This window comes from Variovorax sp. OK212 (assembly GCF_900112425.1).
GTDB lineage: Bacteria > Pseudomonadota > Gammaproteobacteria > Burkholderiales > Burkholderiaceae_C > Variovorax.
Genome location: NZ_FOLP01000016.1, coordinates 23,486 through 42,740 on the forward strand (window position 1 = coordinate 23,486; position 19,255 = coordinate 42,740).

Below are 19,255 nucleotides of genomic sequence, written 5' to 3' on the forward strand. Positions count from 1 at the left end.
CATGTACCACATCTCCAAGAACGACGTCCTTGTAGGCGACGGCAAGCGGTACCGATTGCTCAAGGTGGAGCCTGCTCAAGACCGGGCATACGTCATCGATATCAACGCCCCCCTCGCCGTCCCTGTGCGATGGCTTCATAGCAAGCTGCGGGTAAAGCTAGAACGCAAAGAACTAACCCTGCTTCAGAAGAGCACTGCTCCTGAGGCATCGCCACGGGCAGAACCGGTAGGCGCCTCGCTAAAACTGTGCGAGCGACGCTGGACGCTGATTCAACCGCTGCTTGAAAAAACCGCGGTGCTCAACCGCGAGGGTCGAAAGAAGCTGTTAGCCGCGCGCGCCGCTGAAATGAGCTGCTCGACGACAACATTGATGAGGTCCCTTCGCCTTTACTGGCAGGGAGGCATGACCAAAGACTCGCTCGCGCCAAGCTTCGATAAGTGCGGTATAGCGCGGCACCACACGCAAGCTGACCCGCGCAAGGCAGCACTGCGAAAGGTTGCGGGAAGAACGCGCGAGGATTTGAAACCCAAGTTCGACTATACCGAGGAGCTCAAGAATAAGGCCTGGGAGATTGCCAAGCCTCTTCTTGCCGAGAAGAAAAGCTCTAGAAGAAACATTTTCAACAAGGTCTGCAAGGTCCTGTGGTCGTACATCGACAACGACGGCAAGGTCGCCCTCTTGCCCAAACCCAGCCCTCGCCAGTTCTATTACGAGTTGGACAAGCGCCACGGAAGAGTGGCTGAGCTCAAGCGCCAAAGCGGACCCGGAGAATTCAGGAACGACTTTCGGGGCAAGCTCGGTAACGTTCTTATGGAGGCAATCGGCGTTGGCCATCAGTATGAGATGGACTCCACGCAGGTTGACCTCTGGATTGTTTCCAAGGACGACCGAAGCAAGATTATCGGCAAGCCAACTCTGTACCTTATCGTTGACCGGTACAGCCGCTTGATTGTGGGCTACCACCTCACCTTGGACAAACCTTCATGGGATGGTGCGAAGCGCGCCATTCTATCGCTGGTTGAAGACCGTGAGGCCAAGGCCAATCGACTTGAGGTGCCATGGAAACCAGAGCTCCATCCCGCACATGGCCATCTCCCTGGCCAAATTATCCTGGACCGAGGCAGCGAAAACATCGGATATGACAGCGACCGCATTGCCGACGATGTCGAGGTAGACGTCATCAACCTCCCCGCCCATTTTTCCTCAGGAAAGGGGACGATTGAATGCAGCTTTCGAATCACGCATGTCCCTCTTAGGGACAACACCGCGGGCTACCAATTTCCGGCCGAGGCAATGCGTCGTCACGGAGACTCATACATGCACGACGCTGAGTTCGACCTCGATGACCTCGACGCCGAGCTGTATCAAATCTTCGAGATGCATAACCAGAAGATGTATCCGGGCATGCCTCTAGCCGAGGAAGCCAAGCTCGCCGGTGTGCGGCCTATCCCACTACAAGTTTGGAAGCATGACCAGTCTAAGGCGATGGGCCTCACTACGAAATATGACGCCAAGAGCCTCGAAGCCAAGCTCCTGAGCAAGAAGCTCGGCGTCATAAGTCAAAACGGCATTCGGCTGAACGACGTCTTCTACACCTGCGACCACGCGGAGAAGAACAACTGGTTTGTTAAGAAAGCTGGCGGTCGATACCCGGAGGTGAACATCTCGTATGACAGGCGGCATGTGGACACCATCTTCGTTCAGGACCTTGTTGACCCTCGTCGCTGGCATGAAGCGCATTTGACGCCCGCGTGCGTTGTGTACGCCGGAAAGTCCTTTGCTGAGGTCTCCGTGTCAGTGAGTTCCACGAGGCAGGCGGAAAAGGAAGCCGACGACCACAACCTCGTACAGCAACTCCAACATGAGCACGACCGTGCACCTCGCGCTGCTAAGGCGCACCAGAAGACCCAAGCCGACATTGCCGCTTCAAACGGAGCATCACGCACGTCGGGAGCAAAGGACGTGCGGGCCAAGGAGGCGACTGGGCGCCGGGCGGCGCAGGCTGCGGTAGCAGCGCGCGTGAAGCCAAGTTCGATGGCACAAAGTGAAATGCCCCCCTCGGACGTTGCAGCTCCCGTGCTCAAGGTTGACGCCGCACGCGCTCCGTCGCGTCCGCTCAAGGTCGCAATTCCGACCAGGGCCTTCGACCCAATGGCTGCCCTGATGGAAATGGACGATGACTAATCAGCATGTCGGCCGGCATCGCATACGGGGGCCGCCAGTGCCCCTGCACGGGTGTCCTCTAGCTAGACCGCTTGAGCAGCGAAGCGTTTTAGGCGGCTCAGAGATTCGCTACATGAAGAACCGGAGCTTCTTCCGGATTAAGGACATCTATGAACGACCAAACCAACCCCTCCCCAGCTACCAGCAAGAATTTTGACTACTCGGTAGCCAACTATCAGTCTCATCCGCTGTCGCGCCTTGCAGGGCATCGCCTCATATCCGCGCTCCGTCCCTTCCCCAAGACCCGAAAGGAACTGAAAGCTCTCCTCAACAATTTGCCCGACTACTCCCCGGAGGAACGCAACCTCCCGCGGGCACTGCGAAAGATGCAGCTGCCGCAACTACTCCGCGCGTTCGTGGCCCTGCGCAGAAACTGCGAGCTGGCTGAGTACATGTACGCAACAATATGCGAAGGCTACGTGGCACGCGAGCCGCATTCAGCCAAAAGCAACGCAATCTTGCAAGGCCTACACGAATGCATCAGCCTCCAGCAATTCGGCGCCAGAAAGCGTGTGGCAAACACCGCGCAGTTCTGCTCGTCTCTCACCGGCATGCCCGGCTCCGGAAAGAGTTCGACGTTTTCACATATCGTGGCAAGCCTCTACGAACCGATTATTTATCACGCCGACATCAATGTCTGGCAAATTCCGGTATTGACCATTGAGATGGCGTACAACGGCACGAGCCAAGCTACGCTGGCGCACGCCATCATTTCAGCCATCGCCAAGCTCTACCCTGATGGAGACTACGAACGCCTCTATCTCCGGCCCAGAATGAACGCCGAGGAACGTTTGCTTGCCGCATTCACCCTGATTCACATCCACTGTGTCGGGATGGTTGTGGTCGACGAAGCGCAGAACCGGGACTACGCCGCTGACAGGTCCACAGGCGCTCGCAAGCTGGGAGTCGGCCAGGCGCCCCTTGCAACGCTGCTCATTACTGCATCGAATCGCCTCGAGGTGCCCCTGCTTCTCGTTGGCACCATCGAGCTCGAAGAATCGATTGGCACCCGGCTCAGCAAGACGCGTCGCTTGCCTGGCCTGCCTCATTGGGGACCGCTCACGCTTGAAGGCACGGAGAAAAAACCGTCCGAATATCACATCTTTTTGAGCCTCCTTTGGCAGTACCAATGGCTGCAAGAACCGCCTGAGCTCACGGACCGAATGTACAACCTCTTCCACTACTACACGGCAGGAGTTCCCGATTTCATGGTCAAGCTCTTCTACTACGTGCAGTGGGACTGCTTGCAAGAAGAAGAGGAGACCTTCGATGAAGAGACTATTCACCGCGTCGCTCACAAACGCATGGCCTCCATCGTGAAGGTGACCAAGGCAATCCATACGCGGGACAAGACTTCGTTGACGATGCTCGCCCAAATTCCCGACCTCGCGCCCGACCTCGGATTGTCTCCAACGAAGATTCCATCTGAGCTCTTGGCCCCAGCGAGCCACGCGGATGTCGACCCTGCAGAGGCGGTGTCGCCATTCCCTTACAGAGCCCGCCCCGCTCACCGGCGCAAGGCGAGCCCCATCGACGCGGCTCAACCCGCGGATTTCGAATCTCTCAGCGAGTAACAACTCACGGCGAGCACAAAGGCCCAAACGCACCGGCGTTCGGGCCTTTTACTATTTCCTAGTCGTTACGCCAAAGCTATGGCGCTCTGCAGCGATGTAGTGCGCCAAAGGTGTCTACGACCGCAAGGCGTGGCGATGGAGCATGAGGCGCTCCTTGACTTGCTCCCACTTCCCATTTTTCTTGAGCTTGAGAAGCCAACTGCCCAAGCCCCCGGCCACGATAGAGCCTTTGAACTGACCGCCTGTCCCGAGCTTCTCGAGAATGTGGTCGAAGCGCTGGCGGCCGCCGAACAGAACCTGCCGGCCTAGCAAGGGCGCGACGATTTCCTCCCACTCGTAATCCGACAGCGCCCATCCCTTTGCGCCCGTGAGCAGCGTTCCGTCGGCTTCTCGGAACATCGGTCTGATGACGTTGGGGTCGGCGACGGCGAAGGTCTGGCCCAGCAGCGATTTCGCGAACGGCAGCGGCTCCTCCAGCGGCACGATTGAAGCCAAGTGCAATCTGGTCGCAAGGAAGCATTCGCCTCTGGTGATGCCTCTGAACCAGCCACTCACCTGCACCTTGGGCACGTGAACGCCCAATACGCCCTGCTCTGCGAAGTCTCTGATGCTTGCCCAGAATCGCCGGCCACCGGCGTGCGCCGTCATCCATCGCATTCGTTCCTGAAAGAAGGGGCTCAGTTCCTTGGCACCGAAGTTCGTCTCAGGGCCAAACCGAATCTTCGATGCGCCATCCTCGACGGTGTGGGAGACCATGAGGTCGAGACTCGATGCCCGAAAAGGCAGGTCTTCAAGGCGCGCGACAGTGCCCAGAAAACCAAGAATGATGGCGGCAGCGGGGATAAGAACCCGAACCTTGCCGACCCGCAACTGATACACAAGGTGATTCTGCTGCGATGGTTTCGGCAGACCGGCCAACGACAAGAACTCATCGCTGCCTACAAGCGTCATCTCCGTGAGGTCCGCTCCATCCAAATGAAGAATGTTGTCGCCGATGGTCGTTGCGGCTGACCGCAGCTTTTTGAATTTGCCAAGCCTGACGGCTCCGTCCTTGCCTCTAAATGCAAGGCTGTAACCGCTGCCTTCTCTCTCGATGCCTTCAATCCATTCCATAGGTACTCCTTGTGGAACAGTGAAGCGAACGAGCAATATGTTTTAAGCCCCCTGCGGTTTAGATGGTTCCTTCCCTGCCCTTGTCGTGAAATCAAAGGACCTTACGCACAAGGTGCTCCGCTCCGTAGCGCAACCGATTGACGTTGCTCGCCAAATCGTTGAATCTGCTGGTCTGAGGTGGTGTCGACGTAGGTGTTGCAGGAGATGCTGTGATTCCCGCCAAAGGGCCTTATGAGGACGAGTTGCTATCAAGCGCGTTGACGCGCTGTTGCCGGGCGTTTCGCCTTCCCTTCAAGCGGCTCGCGAGCGTCGTTCTTCAGCGGCCTGGGGCTCGGGATGGATTCCTGACTATTCCCCCTCTTGATGCGATGCAGGCACTCTTCGCGCAGCCTGCTGAGCGACTGCTTTGGGAGCACACGGCTTTTCCGTACGCAACATCGGTCGCGAGCCAAGCTGTTTTTGAGTCCGCATTGCAGGGGGCACTGGGCCGCGGCGGCGGCCTGGGCGCCCTGCTCGGCGTGATGCACAACGCCTTCGAGGGGCAGACCAACCGCCTGTTCTGCCGAGATTGCGTCAAATCGGAGCTATCGCTCTACGGAGAATCCTTCTGGCATTGCTCCCATAACCTGCCAGGGGTGACAGCTTGCCGCCTCCATCGCTGCCGGCTGACGACCACGGCTTGGCCTTCAATCCGCTTTCACACAACGATTTATGCAATGCCCCACGACTTCAAGGGTCGATACCGCATGTCGTCAGCGCCGAGCAAAGCCGAGGTCTTGCTGGCAGAGCGGTCCCGCGACCTCCAATGCAGGGAATGGGGACCGGGTCGTCCGCAGACGGCGGCCGAGTACAGAGACTTTGCTGTCAACAATGGTTGGCTCTCCGCAGGACGCGACGTCAGCGGTGCAGCCCTGCTTGAGGTTGTTCGCAGCACATTTGCACCGCATGCTCTCAGGCGATGGGGCCTTTTTGCAAAGGATTGGCCCGCCCCTGCGTTCCGTCTAGGCAACCCTTTTTCGCTCAGCCCGTTCCGGCACCTCCTGCTTCAAGTCGCGTTGTCGACCTCCAAGCCAGAACGACCAGGCGTTCTGGACCACATTCCCGCCGGCTATCAAGGAACCGCGGCCAGAAAGTTAGACGCCTTTTATGCACCGCGCGTGCATGCGGAAGTGCTGCGTGCTCTCAAGGCTGGTGAGAGGCTGACCACCAGAGAATTCCTCTGCAGAATCGGCGCGTACGCCGTCTACAGGCACCGCAAGGACGAATTACCTGCCCTGCGTGCAGCGGTCCGTGAGTTCAGGTCGTCTGCAGCGTCTGTGAAGCCGCTGGCTGTCAACAAGTCGCTCTTTCGGAAGTTAGCAGCAGCGTAGGCAGCACAGCATCTCTTAACAAAAAACTCAAAAGCACCACGTCGTCTGGCGCATGGATTCGGACGCCCATAGTAGATAGTCGCTGTGGTTGAGCATAGCTCCGATAGATTGCCGTTTTCAACATTGTTGTGAGCACATCTTTTGGGCGCCGATGTCTTTCTCTTGCCCTCTGCGGTTCTGTCTCAAGAAAAATTCTCTGAATGGCAGAATGCCATATCGACATCGAAACCAGCCCAAGCGCGTGGCGGAAACAAAGGGGGAGACATGGCAGGAGAGCTGAAGAACGAATCTACGTTGAAGGGACAACTAGATGCAGTTCAAGCCGGAGCTGCAGCATCCAAGGGGTCGCAGAACTGGTACACGGACCTAGCCGCCTTCATCGCAGAGGTAAAAGCAGGCATCCCGGACAAACTTAAAGACCCAGAATTCTTGAGACGGCTTTGGGACGAGAACCCAGTTGCTGCCACCGGTATGGGCTCCGTCAAGATGGCGCCAGCGTTGTCCGATGCGGGCTTCCGCGACTGGTTTTCCGCCGAGCTGGTGAAACCACTACCGACCGAACCAGCAGCCATAGAAGCTCACCTCACGGAGCTCTACAACGGTCTACGGGACCGACTGAAAGTCTTGTGCGGCCGCACGCCTCGCCTGAAGCTCAATCGCGTGCTCTGCTCAGTCTACCCCGAGCACTTCACGACCGTTGCCGACCCGGGCAAGCTTCTGTTTCTTCACAAGGAGATGGGCGGCGGGGCTAAGGACCACCCGGTACGTGCACACAAGACCATACGAACGCGCATCGACGCGCTTCTCGGCCCCGTCAGCGCGGAGGACCCTGTTGGGTTGGCGCGTCGGATTTGTTTGCCGTGGATGCTTTACGACCGTGTCTCGGATGAAGAACCGAGCGACGCGACAGAAAACCCCAGCGAGACAGCAGCTGCGCTGAAGCCACTACCTGCAGCTTTGCGCCGAAAGGGGCTGACTTCCATGAAGGGAGGTTTGCAGACCCTGCTCGGCTTTCTTCCTGAGCTCAACGAGGGTGTGTCAAAGGAGGAGTTCGCCGACATCATCAAGCAAGCCAACCCCGAACTGGCCCCAAGTAGCCTCATCACCAACATCAACGTCGTCTCTCGCGAGTTCGACCTATGCAAGCGCGACGGCGACACATATCGGCTGAGCGCGCGTGGAATCAACCTTCTTGAGACGCAGGACCCAGACGAGTTTGCAGACCACCTGTTGACAAAAGTTCTTGGGGTGGACCATGTCCTCAAGGCCCTGGAGAAGGTGCCTCAGTCAAAAGCAGGCCTTATGGCGATGCTGCAGGGCGTGCATCCCGGATGGACCACTGACTTCGCACCGTCAGCAATGCTGGTGTGGTTAAACAGCCTCGGGCTTATTGAACCCGACATCAATGACAAGAAGTTGTTTCAGCTAACCGAGCGGGGGAAGCGGTGGGCTGAATTGGTGACGTGGGAACCCCAGGGCTTGCCCAAGCCTATGGAAACCGTTGCCGAAATCCAGGCAGAGGTGGTCGAGAAGGTCCAACTGCCCTCGTTCGAGGACCTGTCCAAGCGCCTCTCAGAACTGGTAGCAGGAAAGCTTGTCCTCGACCAGTCGCTTGTCGAACAGCTGCACGCGGGCCTCTGGTTCCATCCCGTACGCCATTTCGCCGTCCTAACCGGCATATCCGGGTCGGGCAAGACGCAGATGGCGCAAAACTACGCTTCGGCGCTTTGTGCGGCTCAGGCGGACAACCACGAGCACGTCCGCATAATCCCCGTTCAGCCAGGTTGGTACGACCCCAGTCCGCTCCTGGGGTACGTCAACCCCATCCAGGATTCGTCGTATCGCAGTGCGCCCTTCCTCGATTTACTACTCCGTGCCGCCGCGGATTCCGAGAACCCGTACGTCGCAATTCTGGACGAGATGAATTTGTCGCATCCGGAGCAGTATCTCGCACCGGTCTTGTCGGCCATGGAGACACACGGTTGGCTGGACCTCCATCAACTGGGCGACGACGCCGTGCTAACTCCAAAGCGCGTCCGATACCCCGCAAACCTGGCAATCATCGGCACTCTGAACATGGATGAAACCACCCACGGACTCTCCGATAAGGTTCTTGACCGCGCGTTCACCCTGGAGTTCTGGAACATCAGCGTTCAAGCCTTCCCAGGTTGGACTACATCCGCACTTGCGCCCGCGCTTAGAGAAAAAACCCAGGCTGTCTTGGTCGCACTGGGCGAGGCACTCTCCCCTGTGCGACTTCACTTCGGTTGGCGGACGATTGACGACGTGGTTAGCTATCTTGCCTTCCACGCCAAGCTGGCGCCAAACAACGAGGCAGCGCTCGACCACGTCATTTATGCCAAGGTTCTTCCCAAGCTTCGTGGAGAGACCTCCGCCAAGTTCCAGAAGGCCTTACAGGACACACATAAAGCCCTCGCGGACCACGGGCTCACGAGATGCTGCGCCAAGGTGAAAAGCATGCAAGAGGACCTCGTAGTCAGCGGCGCTGCGCGCTTCTGGCGTTAGCCGAGGTGTTGCAATGCTTCGTTTCCGAAGGGCTACAGCACCCGATGGCGAGACCTGGACAGAATTGGAGCCGGGGCAAGTAGGGGCGGGCCTCACTGAGGACACCAACTACCTGCTGACCACTGGCTCACGCCCCGACACGCGAATTTTCGTTGACGACGTAGAACTGCAGCGCGAATCAGCGTCGCTCTTGAAATGGAGGCCAAGCTTCTATTCCGGACGCGTGGCTGTCGACATAGTCGCGCCAGGCGAACAGAAAACGAGGTACTTTCTCGACGTAAGCCCCAGCCCAGCCAAATCTGGGCAGGCTGCGTTTGATGATATGGTCGCGGACATTAGAGCCTTCGACCAAGCTCTGCTGGTCGGTGCGTCTCCTGCCTCAATGGAGTTCGGGCACGCTGGAAAGCCCGGCAAGCTTGCCAGCGACATCCTCCTTGCGCGGCTCCGGGAACACGGTTCCGCGTTCCTATCTGCAGTGGAGACAATCGCGAGTTCCCCGCACCGTTCCCTTGCAGCAGAAGCGAAGGTGCTGCCGCTATCAAGGATTCGACGTCTTCACCACTCGTCGCTCCAAGACCGGCGACTCGCGGCGATGGCAACGGGGCACTCACCAAGCCCGGACGCGATGGACTCCTTACAAGTCAGTAGTCTGACTTCGGCGCCGACGTTTGACACGCCGGCGAACCGCGCGCTGCTCGCCCTCCTCCGTCGGTTTAGAGCTGCCGTGACGGCAACGTGCGACAAGGTCAGGGAGTTAGGGCTGGGAACTCCGAAGGAAGAGCAGGCTCTTCGAGTTGAGTGCCGCCTAGAGGACCTTGACAGACTTGGCTCACGGACGCACAAGTTACTAGTCGGACCGCTCTTCGGCGAGGTCGCTGGTGGCGTGACGTCCTCGGCTGGACTGACGCAGATTGCAGCTCAACCGACCTACAGCCGGGCTTACCGTCTGGGCTGCAGGTCTCTGTCTACCGAAGTCGACGGCTCCGACTCGAACGACCAACTTCATGTGGCACCGTCATGGGGCATCTACGAGACTTGGTGCTATCTGCGAGTATTGACGGTGGTCGGTCAACTAACTGGAGTGGCAGGCGTTCCGTCTGAACCAGATACCGTTTCCGCTGAGCGCTCTACCTCGTTCGCGCTTGCCGGCGGCGCAAAGCTCGAGGTGCTATTTCAGGCAACATTCCCCGCACTCAAGGCCTACAGCAAAAGGTCAGGTTGGAGCATTTCAAGGGAGCGCCGCCCGGACATCGTGCTTGTCCATAGCGAAGCTGGCTATAGGAGGTCTCTGGTCCTCGACGCGAAGTGGCGGAGCGGCCACGAGAACGTATTGGACGCAATGGCGTCCGCCCACATTTACCACGACGCCCTGCGCGTCGGGTGCGCCCCGCCCAACCCATGTCTTCTGCTACTTCCGGGTAGAGACACGGTGCCAGAACTTGAGGAGGACGCGTTCATCCAGGCAAATAACGTAGGTGCCATCAGTTGCGTAAAGGTGAACGGGGGTGGTGAAGCGCGCCTTAGCGCACTCCTCAAACAGTGGCTGACGAGTGCGCTAGGCGACATCGAATGAGAGCATTCCCCCAATCGCCCGAGAGGTGCCTCACCCACCTATTCAAGGAAATGACTCGGCAAAGGCCGTAGGAGCCTGCTGGGACGGTGGCACGCGGCAACTGTGGCGGGAAGCTAGGGCTTGTCGCTCTTTGCCGTGTAGCTGCCAAGCTCGCCCGACCGCTCACCGAGTCGCGAAGTCGGGGCCATTCAATCAAACGCCCTCCAGCCGCGGAATGCTCGCGCAACTACCTTGGCTGCTTTAGGCAGCCCCAAAAATAATCGTTTGCGGACGCGTTTCGGGCAAGGCAATACCGCCATCTGGGCGATGGCCGCTGAACGCCTGTGCCAGAGGCGGTCCGACTGGTGAACCACTGTCCGCGCGCTGCATGCACGGCCTTCAAGTCCAAGGCGCGAAGCCGCCAACGCCGCCGGACGACCGGCAGGTCTTTATACGACGTAGCTACAGGCCACAAGGTCCTTCATCGACTACGGCGGTGACCCGCCTAACTGCGACGACTGCAAACGCTCCCGAGAGGGCGGTGGCAGAGGCTCAAAAGGTTAGGAACAAGACATCCTTTGTCGCGACTCGAATTCGCTTGTGACGAGGGAACAAGACACCCTTTGGCGCTTCACCGGCCGAAGCTTGCGTTTTCCCTCTGAAGGCCGAAATTTGAGGGGTCACGACACCTTTGTTGCTAAGCAGGTCGATGGCACCCTGGTCGCCGGTGACCAGCGCGGCGATCACGCCGGCCTGGTTGCGGTCGGGCACGCGCTGGAACACGGCGTCGCGCACGGCTTCCCGCGCGCGCTCGACGGGGTGCAGCCACGTCGTGGCGAGCAAGGCGGGAGGCGCGTCGCGGGCGCCGGTGCGCACGTAGCCGCTGGCATGCAGGCCCTGCTCCCACATCCACAGTTCGCTGTCGAAGCCATACGGGTTGCGGTTGCCATGCGGCGCCTTGAGCCGCACGGTGAAGCGCCAGCGCTCGCCGGCGTGCGCCATGGTGACCAGGTCTTCGGCATACCAGCCGAGCGCGATGCGGTCGGGCACGACCGGCGGTGCGCCGTCGGTACCGTTTTCCTGTTCCGCGGGGTCGGTCCATCGGGCCGATTCGACATCCAGGCGGAACCGCGCGCCGGATTCGTTGTGCTGCGGCATCTCGGCCACCACGCCGGTGACCTGCACGCTGCGCCCTTCGAGCGCGGGCTGCAGCGCGCCCTGCACATAGGCCGTGGCGCGCCACCCCGCGAGCCCCGCGCCGGCCAGGGCGCCGCACACGAAGGCCATGGCCATCCACCGCCGTGACGGTCGCCGCGGCCATGCCAGCCCCACGGCAGCCACGAGCAACAACAAGGCACAGGTCCAGGCCGGCCACAACACCGGTTGCTGCAATTGCAAGGCCGCTCCCAACAGCGAACCACCCATTGCTGCGAAGGCCCCCGCGCCCCCCACTGCACCGCCGGACGCGCGCAACGGCGTCAACAAAGGACCTCGAGACCCATGATGCAAACCCTCCCCCAAGTCACGCTCAGTGGCGCGTTAATTGCTTGGCATCTGGGCTAGTATGCGTCTCATCAGAGACATCTTTTCGATGCAATCTCGCAGTACTGCACACAAAAACGCATGTCCATTCACGCCGCTCTCCACCACGTCACCCATTACAAGTACGACCGCCTGGTGCAGCTGGGCCCACAGGTCGTGCGCTTGCGGCCCGCGCCGCATTGCCGCAGCAACGTCATCTCGTACTCGCTGCGGGTCGAGCCGGCCGAGCACTTCGTCAACTGGATGCAGGACCCGTTCGCCAACTACCAGGCGCGGCTGGTGTTCCCCGAGAAGACGCGCGAGTTCAAGGTCACGGTCGACCTGGTGGTCGAGATGGCGGTCTACAACCCCTTCGACTTCTTCCTCGAGCCGCAGGCCGAGAACTTTCCGTTCAAGTACACCGCCTCGCAGGCCGAAGAGCTCGCGCCCTACCTCGTGGCCGACCCGGTCACGCCGCTGGTGGAGGCCTACCTCGACAAGGTCGACCGCAAGGAGCAGCGCACCATCGACTTCCTGGTCGGCCTCAACCAGCAGGTCCAGAAGGACGTCAACTACCTGATCCGCATGGAGCCCGGCGTGCAGACGCCGGAAGAAACGCTCACCAACGGCAGCGGCTCCTGCCGCGACTCGGGCTGGCTGCTGGTGCAGCTGCTGCGCCACATGGGGCTGGCCGCGCGCTTCGTCTCGGGCTACCTGATCCAGCTCACGCCCGACGTGAAATCGCTCGACGGCCCCAGCGGCACCACGGTCGACTTCACCGACCTGCACGCCTGGTGCGAGGTGTTCCTGCCGGGCGCCGGCTGGATCGGCCTGGATGCCACCTCGGGCCTGATGGCCGGCGAAGGCCACATTCCGCTCGCCTGCACGCCCACGCCCTCGAGCGCGGCGCCCATCGAAGGCGTGATGGACGAAGCCGAGGTCGAGTTCGGCCACGAGATGAAGGTCACGCGCATCTACGAATCGCCGCGCGTCACCAAGCCCTACACCGAAGAGCAATGGGCCGAAGTGCTGGCCCTGGGCGACGCGGTCGACGCGCGCCTGAAGGCCGGCGACGTGCGCCTCACCATGGGCGGCGAACCGACCTACGTGGCCACCAGCGACCGCGACGCGGCCGAATGGAACACCGACGCGCTCGGCCCCACCAAGCGCGGCTACGCCACCGAGCTGGTCCAGAAGCTGCGCGCCGAATACGGCAACGGCGGCTTCCTGCACTTCGGCCAGGGCAAGTGGTACCCGGGCGAGCAGCTGCCGCGCTGGGCGCTGTCGATCTTCTGGCGCGCCGACGGCCAGACGCTGTGGCACGACCCCGCGCTGTTTGCCGACGAGCGTTTCCCCACGCACTACACGAGCGAGGACGCGCGCCGCTTCACCACGCTGCTGGCGCACAAGCTCGGCCTGACCGAGCGCTACATGCAGCCTGGCTACGAGGACATCTACTACTACCTCTGGCGCGAACGCCGCCTGCCGGTGAACGTCGACCCCTTCGAATCGAAGCTCGACGACGAACTCGAACGCGTGCGCCTGCGCCGCGTGTTCACGCAGAAGCTCGACGCGGTGATCGGCTACATGCTGCCCATCGAGCCCGGCAATGCGAACCGCGACGCGCCGCCGCTCGAAGGCCCGGCCTGGAAGACCGGCCCCTGGTTCCTGCGCGACGACCGCCTGTACCTGATTCCGGGCGACTCGCCCATGGGCTACCGCCTGCCGCTCGACTCCCAGCCGTGGGCCAGCAAGGGCGACTACCCCTACCTGATCGAACGCGACCCGACCGCGCCGCGCGGCGCGCTGCCGACCTCGGCGGACTACCGCGCGCGCTATGCCGTGGGTGCGGGCGCGGGCGGCGCGAACGGTGCGGGCGCCGGCGGCCTGGGCGACGTGCCCTACGCCTTCGGCACGCCGCCGGTGGTGCCTGCGTCGCTGCGCATGCAGGTGCCGGGCAGCGCCGCGAATGCGGCCGACCCGTCGGCGTCGGATGCGTCCGATGCGTCTCGTGCATCGGATGCTTCCGATGCCGCCTCCCCGGCCACGCGCCAGCCGTTGCGCGGCGAATCGGCCCACTGGGTCACGCGCACCGCGCTGTGCGTCGAAGTGCGCGACCCGCGCCGCGCCAACGGCCCGGCCGCCGAGAAGGTCGGCAGCGCCTCGGGCGTGCTCTACATCTTCATGCCGCCGCTCGCGCGCCTGGAGGACTACCTCGACCTGGTCGCCGCCATCGAAGCCACCGCGCGCGACCTGGGCGTGCGCATCGTGATGGAAGGCTACCCGCCGCCGCGCGACCCGCGCCTGAAGATGCTGGCCGTCACGCCCGACCCGGGCGTGATCGAAGTCAACATCCATCCGGCCCACAACTGGAAGGAACTGGTCGCGCACACCGAGTTCCTCTACAACGCCGCGTTCGAAACCCGCCTGTCGGCCGAGAAGTTCATGACCGACGGGCGCCACACCGGCACCGGCGGCGGCAACCACTTCGTGATGGGCGGCGCCACGCCCGCCGACAGCCCGTTCCTGCGCCGGCCCGAGCTGCTGGCCAGCCTGCTGCTGTACTGGCACAACCATCCGTCGCTGAGCTATCTGTTCTCGGGGATGTTCATCGGCCCGACGAGCCAGGCGCCACGCGTGGACGAGGCGCGCAACGACCAGGTCTACGAACTGGAAATCGCGCTGCAGGAAATCGCGAAGAACCGCGAGATCTACGGCCAGAACATGCCCGCATGGCTGGTCGACCGCACGCTGCGCAACATCCTGATCGACGTGTCGGGCAACACGCACCGCAGCGAGTTCTGCATCGACAAGCTGTACTCGCCCGACTCCAGCACCGGCCGCCTCGGCCTGCTGGAGCTGCGCGCCTTCGAGATGCCGCCGCATGCGCGCATGAGCATCGCGCAGCAGTTGCTGATTCGCGCGCTGGTGGCGCGCTTCTGGGACGAGCCCTACAAGGCGCCCGTGACCCGCTGGGGCACCGAGCTGCACGACCGCTTCCTGCTGCCGACCTTCGTCAAGATGGACTTCGACGACGTCATCAGCGAGATGCGCCAGGCCGGCTTCGCGTTCGATGCCGACTGGTTCGCGCCGCATTTCGAGTTCCGCTTTCCGCTGGTGGGCCAGGTGCAGGCCATGGGCGTGGAGCTGTCGCTGCGCAACGCGCTGGAGCCGTGGCATGTCATGGGCGAGGAAGGCTCGGCTGGCGGCACGGTGCGCTATGTCGACTCGTCGCTCGAACGCATCGAGGTGCGCGTGACCGGCCTGAACGAAAGCCGCCACGTCGTCACCGTCAACGGCAAGGTGCTGCCGCTGCAGCCCACCGGCGTCACGGGCGAGTTCGTGGCCGGCGTGCGCTACAAGGCCTGGAACCCGCCTTCGGCGCTGCACCCGAGCATCAAGGCGCATGCACCGCTGACCTTCGACCTGGTCGACACCTGGATGAAGCGTTCGCTGGGCGGCTGCCAGTACTTCGTGGCCCACCCGGGCGGGCGCAACTACGACACCTTGCCGGTGAACGCCTACGAGGCCGAAAGCCGCCGCCATTCGCGCTTTGCACGCACCGGCCACACCCCCGGCCTGATGCGCACACCGCCGGCCACCATCGAGTTGCCGGGCAGCCGCGAGTTCCCGTTCACGCTCGATCTGCGCCGATAAGGGGCCATTTAGCACACTTGCGTCGCGGACACCCCGTGACGAGGGTGTGACAATCCACCCCCTGTGGAACCCTTGAACGAATCCCTGTTCGACGCCCAGGCCCTGGACTTTCCAGCGGCCCTGGCGTCGGCGCTCGCCCCGGCCGCGTTGCCCGGCCACTTCGACGAACTGCGTGGACAGGCCACCGCGGCGGTGCCTGCGCGGCCCTTGCCGGGGGCGGCATCCGCCCCTGCCGCCCCGCTGCTGTACGACGCGGCGGCGGAACGGCCGGCCGCGGCCAGCCAGTCCCAGTCCTCGCAAGGCCAGACTCAATCCCAGCAGCAGGGCCCGTCCGGCGAACAACCGCCGCTCACGCCCGCCTGGAACGCCTTCTTCGAACAGCTCGGCCCGGGCGGCTTCAACGACCTGCCGCGGCGCGCGGTCAGCCTGGAGCGGCAGATCCGCGACAACGGCGTCACCTACAACGTCTACGCCGACGCCAACGGCCCGCAGCGGCCCTGGTCGCTCGACCTGTTCCCCCTGATCGTCTCGCCCGAGAGCTGGAGCCAGATCGAGGCCGGCGTGCTGCAGCGCGTGCGCGTGCTCGACCGCGTGATGGCCGACGTCTACGGCCCGCAGCAGTTGCTGGCCGAAGGCCTGATTCCCCCGGCGCTGGTGCGCGGCCACCCCGGCTACCTGCGCGCCCTGCACGGCGTGAAGCCGCCCGGCGACACCTGGCTGCACATCGCCGCCTTCGACCTGGCGCGCGGCCCCGACGGCAACTGGTGGGTGGTGTCGCAGCGCACCCAGGCGCCTTCGGGCCTGGGCTACCTGCTCGAGAACCGCCTCGCGATCACGCGCCAGTTCCCGCAGGCCTTCGAGGCGTTGCACGTGCAGCGCCTGGCCGCCACCTACAGCGCCATGATGGAAGGCCTGCAGCGCATGTGCCCGGCCGGCGTGCCGCCGCACATCGCCCTGCTCACGCCCGGCCCGTACAACGAAACCTATTTCGAGCACGCGTACCTCGCGCGCTACCTGGGCATCACGCTGGTCGAGGGCAACGACCTCACCGTGCGCGACCAGCGCCTGTACCTGAAGACGCTGCAGGGCCTGCGCCCGGTGCACGGCCTCATCAAGCGGCTGGACGACCAGTTCCTCGACCCGCTGGAGCTGCGCCCCGACTCCACGCTCGGCGTGCCCGGCCTGCTGCAGGCCATTCGCGCCGGCAACGTGCTGGTGGCCAACATGCCGGGCTCGGCCTTCCTCGAGTCGCCCGCGCTGCTGGGCTTCCTGCCCGGACTGGCGCGCCGCCTGATCGGCGAGAAGCTCAAGCTGCCCGCGCTGCCCACCTGGTGGTGCGGCGAGCGCGCCGCGCTCGAGACCGTGCTGCCGCAGCTTGGCGACTGCGCCATCAAGCCCACCTACCCGGGCTTCGACGGCCGTGCCAGCTTCGACGCCGTGCTCGGCAGCCAGCTCGGCCGGCGCGAACTCGACGAATGGGCCGGCCGCATCGTGCGCGAGGGCGACGTCCACACCGTGCAGGGTTCCCTGCCGCTGTCGCAGATGCCCACCTGGGCCAACGACATGGGCCCCGGCCACATCGCGCCGCGCGCCGTGCTGCTGCGCGTGTTCGCGGTGAGCGACGGCGCACAGTCGTGGCGCGTGCTGCCCGGCGGCCTGGCCCGGCTCGCGGGCCCCGATGCGCAGATCGCCTCCATGCAGCGCGGCGGCAGCAGCGCCGACGTGTGGGTGCAGACCCACGGCGAAGTCGACCGCACCACGCTGCTGCAGCCGCACGCCACGCCGGCCTCGCTGGCGCGGCACCGCGCGCCCGTCACCAGCCGCGCGGCGGAAAACATGTTCTGGCTCGGCCGCTACACCGAGCGCGCCGAGAACGCGGTGCGCCTGGCGCGCCTCACGCTCAACCTGCTGGGCGGCGAAGACCAGTCGTCGCGCCCGCTGCTCGAGTGGCTGCACCGCATGGCGCTGCGCAATGCGCTGGTGCCGGCCGAGGTGCCGAGCGCGCCGCAATCGCGCCGCGTGTTCGAACGCGCGCTGATCGCCGAGCTGGGCGACGTGGAACGCGGCGGCAGCGTGGGCTACAGCCTCATGTGCATCCGCCAGGCCGCGGCCGCCGTGCGCGAGCGCCTGTCGCAGGACAACTGGAACCAGATCGTGCGCGCCGAGACCGAATTCCTGCGCCGCGCCGCCGAACAGGCCGGCGAAGGCAGCTTTGCCGCCAGCGCCTCGCTGCGCGCGCTCGAATCCGCCAGCACCGCGCTGGCCGCCATGACCGGCGCGCAGACCGACCGCATGACGCGCGACGACGCCTGGCGGCTGCTGTCCATCGGCCGCCACATCGAACGGCTGGGCTTTTTGTCGAACGCGCTCGAGGCCGGCTTCGAGAACGGTGCCGTGCACGAGGTCAGCGGCTTCGAGGCCATGGTGGCGCTGTTCGACAGCACCATCACCTTCCACGCGCGCTACCAGCAGCGCCGCGACGTCGCCACCATGGTCGACCTGCTGGTGCTCGACGCCGAGAACCCGCGCTCGCTCGCCTGGGTCACCCAGACGCTGCGCGGGCGCATCGCGCGGCTGGCCGGCAGCGCGCCGGGCAAGCTCACGGCGCTGTCGTACGAACTGCCCGATCCGGCCACCTGGACGCTCGAGCACCTCTGCGCCGCGGGGCCTGACGCCAACTATCCGGCGCTCCTGGAGCTGCTCGCGAGCTGCGAAACAGCTGCTTACCACGTGTCCGATGCCATTGGCACACGCTACTTCACACTGACCTCGGAATCGCTGCGCTCCGTCGGCGCGTGATTCGCAGGCAACGACAGCTCCAAGGAGGCATACCCATGTCAGGCATCGCCATCAACCGCCGCTTCGCCATGGCCGCCTCGGCCTTGTGCGCGGCCGCCGCCCTCACGGCCGTCACCGCGCTCACCGGATGCGGCAAGCAGGAGCCCGCCGCGCCCGGCGCCGCCAGCGCACCGCCGCCGGTTCCCGCCCGCGTGCTCGTGGTCGGCACCGACGCCGCCTACACGCCCTTCGAATCGCAGAACGACAAGGGCGAGATCGTGGGCTTCGACATCGACGTGGTCAACGCGGTCGCGAAGAAGGCCGGGCTCGAGGTCAAGTTCGTCAACACGCCGTGGGAGGGCATCTTCAACGCGCTCGACCAGGGCGACCGCGACCTGCTGGTGTCGGCCATCACCGTCACAGACGAGCGCCGCCAGACGATGGACTTCTCGCAGCCCTACTTCGACGCCAGGCAGCTGATTGCCGTGCGCAGCGACTCGCCGGTGGCCAAGTTCAACGACATCAAGACGATGAAGGTCGGCGTGCAGAACGGCACCACCGGCGACGAGGTCGTGGGCAAGCTGCTCGGCAAGTCGAGCACCAGCATCAAGCGCTTCGAGTCGACGCCGCTCGCGCTCAAGGAACTCGAAGCCGGCGGCGTGGAAGCCGTGGTGGCCGACAACGGCGTGGTGGTGCACTACCTGGCCAACAACACCGCGGGCGGCTTCAAGACCGTGAGCGACGCCGGCTTCCCGGTCGAAAAATACGGCATCGCGGTCAAGCGCGGCAACAGCGAGCTGCTGGCCAAGATCAACCAGGGCCTCGAAGGCATCCGCGCCGACGGCACCTACGCGAAGATCTACGCCTCGCACTTCGGCAGCGAGTCGAAGTAGCCCGAGGCCGGCAACGCAGGCAACGCAGGCAACGCACAACCTCACAC

General features: G+C 63.4%; 10 protein-coding genes. 8 read left to right on the forward strand and 2 right to left on the reverse strand.

Going from position 1 to position 19,255, the window contains the following annotated elements; translation table 11 throughout:
• Position 1: 1 nt before the first annotated feature.
• Both BM004_RS30720 and BM004_RS30725 read left to right on the forward strand, forming a co-directional pair.
• Complete coding sequence (locus tag BM004_RS30720) at positions 2-2,185, forward strand: transposase family protein (RefSeq protein WP_143072571.1); 2,184 nt, start codon at positions 2-4, stop codon at positions 2,183-2,185.
• Between the two features lie 149 nt (positions 2,186-2,334).
• On the forward strand, positions 2,335-3,798 hold the full coding sequence (locus BM004_RS30725) for an ATP-binding protein (RefSeq protein WP_143072572.1): 1,464 nt from the start codon (positions 2,335-2,337) through the stop codon (positions 3,796-3,798).
• Positions 3,799-3,912: 114 nt separating this feature from the next.
• On the opposite strand, the gene BM004_RS30730 is transcribed toward BM004_RS30725, so the two are convergent.
• Positions 3,913-4,911 carry a hypothetical protein gene (locus BM004_RS30730; protein WP_093219031.1) on the reverse strand — a complete coding sequence of 333 codons (999 nt, stop codon included), beginning with the start codon at positions 4,909-4,911 and terminating at the stop codon, positions 3,913-3,915.
• A 209-nt stretch (positions 4,912-5,120) separates the two neighbouring features.
• Here BM004_RS30730 and BM004_RS30735 point away from each other — a divergent pair, with 209 nt between their 5' ends.
• From BM004_RS30735 to BM004_RS30745, 3 genes are all read left to right on the forward strand, one after another.
• Positions 5,121-6,281, forward strand: a complete 1,161-nt coding sequence (locus BM004_RS30735; protein ID WP_093219033.1) for a TniQ family protein — start codon at positions 5,121-5,123, stop codon at positions 6,279-6,281.
• Between the two features lie 141 nt (positions 6,282-6,422).
• Positions 6,423-8,807 carry an McrB family protein gene (locus BM004_RS30740; protein ID WP_143072573.1) on the forward strand — a complete coding sequence of 795 codons (2,385 nt, stop codon included), beginning with the start codon at positions 6,423-6,425 and terminating at the stop codon, positions 8,805-8,807.
• Positions 8,808-9,030: 223 nt separating this feature from the next.
• Positions 9,031-10,380 carry a DUF2357 domain-containing protein gene (locus BM004_RS30745; protein ID WP_218153060.1) on the forward strand — a complete coding sequence of 450 codons (1,350 nt, stop codon included), beginning with the start codon at positions 9,031-9,033 and terminating at the stop codon, positions 10,378-10,380.
• 531 nt (positions 10,381-10,911) lie between these two features.
• Here BM004_RS30745 and BM004_RS30750 read toward each other — a convergent pair.
• Entirely contained in the window at positions 10,912-11,784 is an 873-nt protein-coding gene (locus BM004_RS30750) for a ComEC/Rec2 family competence protein (RefSeq protein WP_093219037.1), read from the reverse strand.
• A 198-nt stretch (positions 11,785-11,982) separates the two neighbouring features.
• Between BM004_RS30750 and BM004_RS30755 the strand changes: the two genes are divergently transcribed.
• From BM004_RS30755 to BM004_RS30765, 3 genes are all read left to right on the forward strand, one after another.
• Positions 11,983-15,537, forward strand: coding sequence for a transglutaminase family protein (locus BM004_RS30755; RefSeq protein ID WP_093135493.1), 3,555 nt, complete (start codon positions 11,983-11,985; stop codon positions 15,535-15,537).
• A gap of 63 nt (positions 15,538-15,600) precedes the next feature.
• On the forward strand, positions 15,601-18,336 hold the full coding sequence (locus BM004_RS30760) for a circularly permuted type 2 ATP-grasp protein (RefSeq protein ID WP_093219039.1): 2,736 nt from the start codon (positions 15,601-15,603) through the stop codon (positions 18,334-18,336).
• Between the two features lie 35 nt (positions 18,337-18,371).
• A complete protein-coding gene (locus BM004_RS30765) occupies positions 18,372-19,208 on the forward strand; it encodes a basic amino acid ABC transporter substrate-binding protein (protein WP_371271116.1) in 837 nt (278 codons plus the stop codon).
• Positions 19,209-19,255: the final 47 nt, after the last annotated feature.

Excerpts from the sequence above, each read along its gene's own strand:
- BM004_RS30720 (WP_143072571.1), top strand. The coding sequence starts at position 2 with ATGTACCACATCTCCAAGAACGACGTCCTTGTAGGCGACGGCAAGCGG.
- BM004_RS30725 (WP_143072572.1), top strand. The coding sequence starts at position 2,335 with ATGAACGACCAAACCAACCCCTCCCCAGCTACCAGCAAGAATTTTGAC.
- BM004_RS30730 (WP_093219031.1), bottom strand. The coding sequence starts at position 4,911 with ATGGAATGGATTGAAGGCATCGAGAGAGAAGGCAGCGGTTACAGCCTT.
- BM004_RS30750 (WP_093219037.1), bottom strand. The coding sequence starts at position 11,784 with ATGGGTGGTTCGCTGTTGGGAGCGGCCTTGCAATTGCAGCAACCGGTG.
- BM004_RS30755 (WP_093135493.1), top strand. The coding sequence starts at position 11,983 with ATGTCCATTCACGCCGCTCTCCACCACGTCACCCATTACAAGTACGAC.
- BM004_RS30765 (WP_371271116.1), top strand. The coding sequence starts at position 18,372 with ATGTCAGGCATCGCCATCAACCGCCGCTTCGCCATGGCCGCCTCGGCC.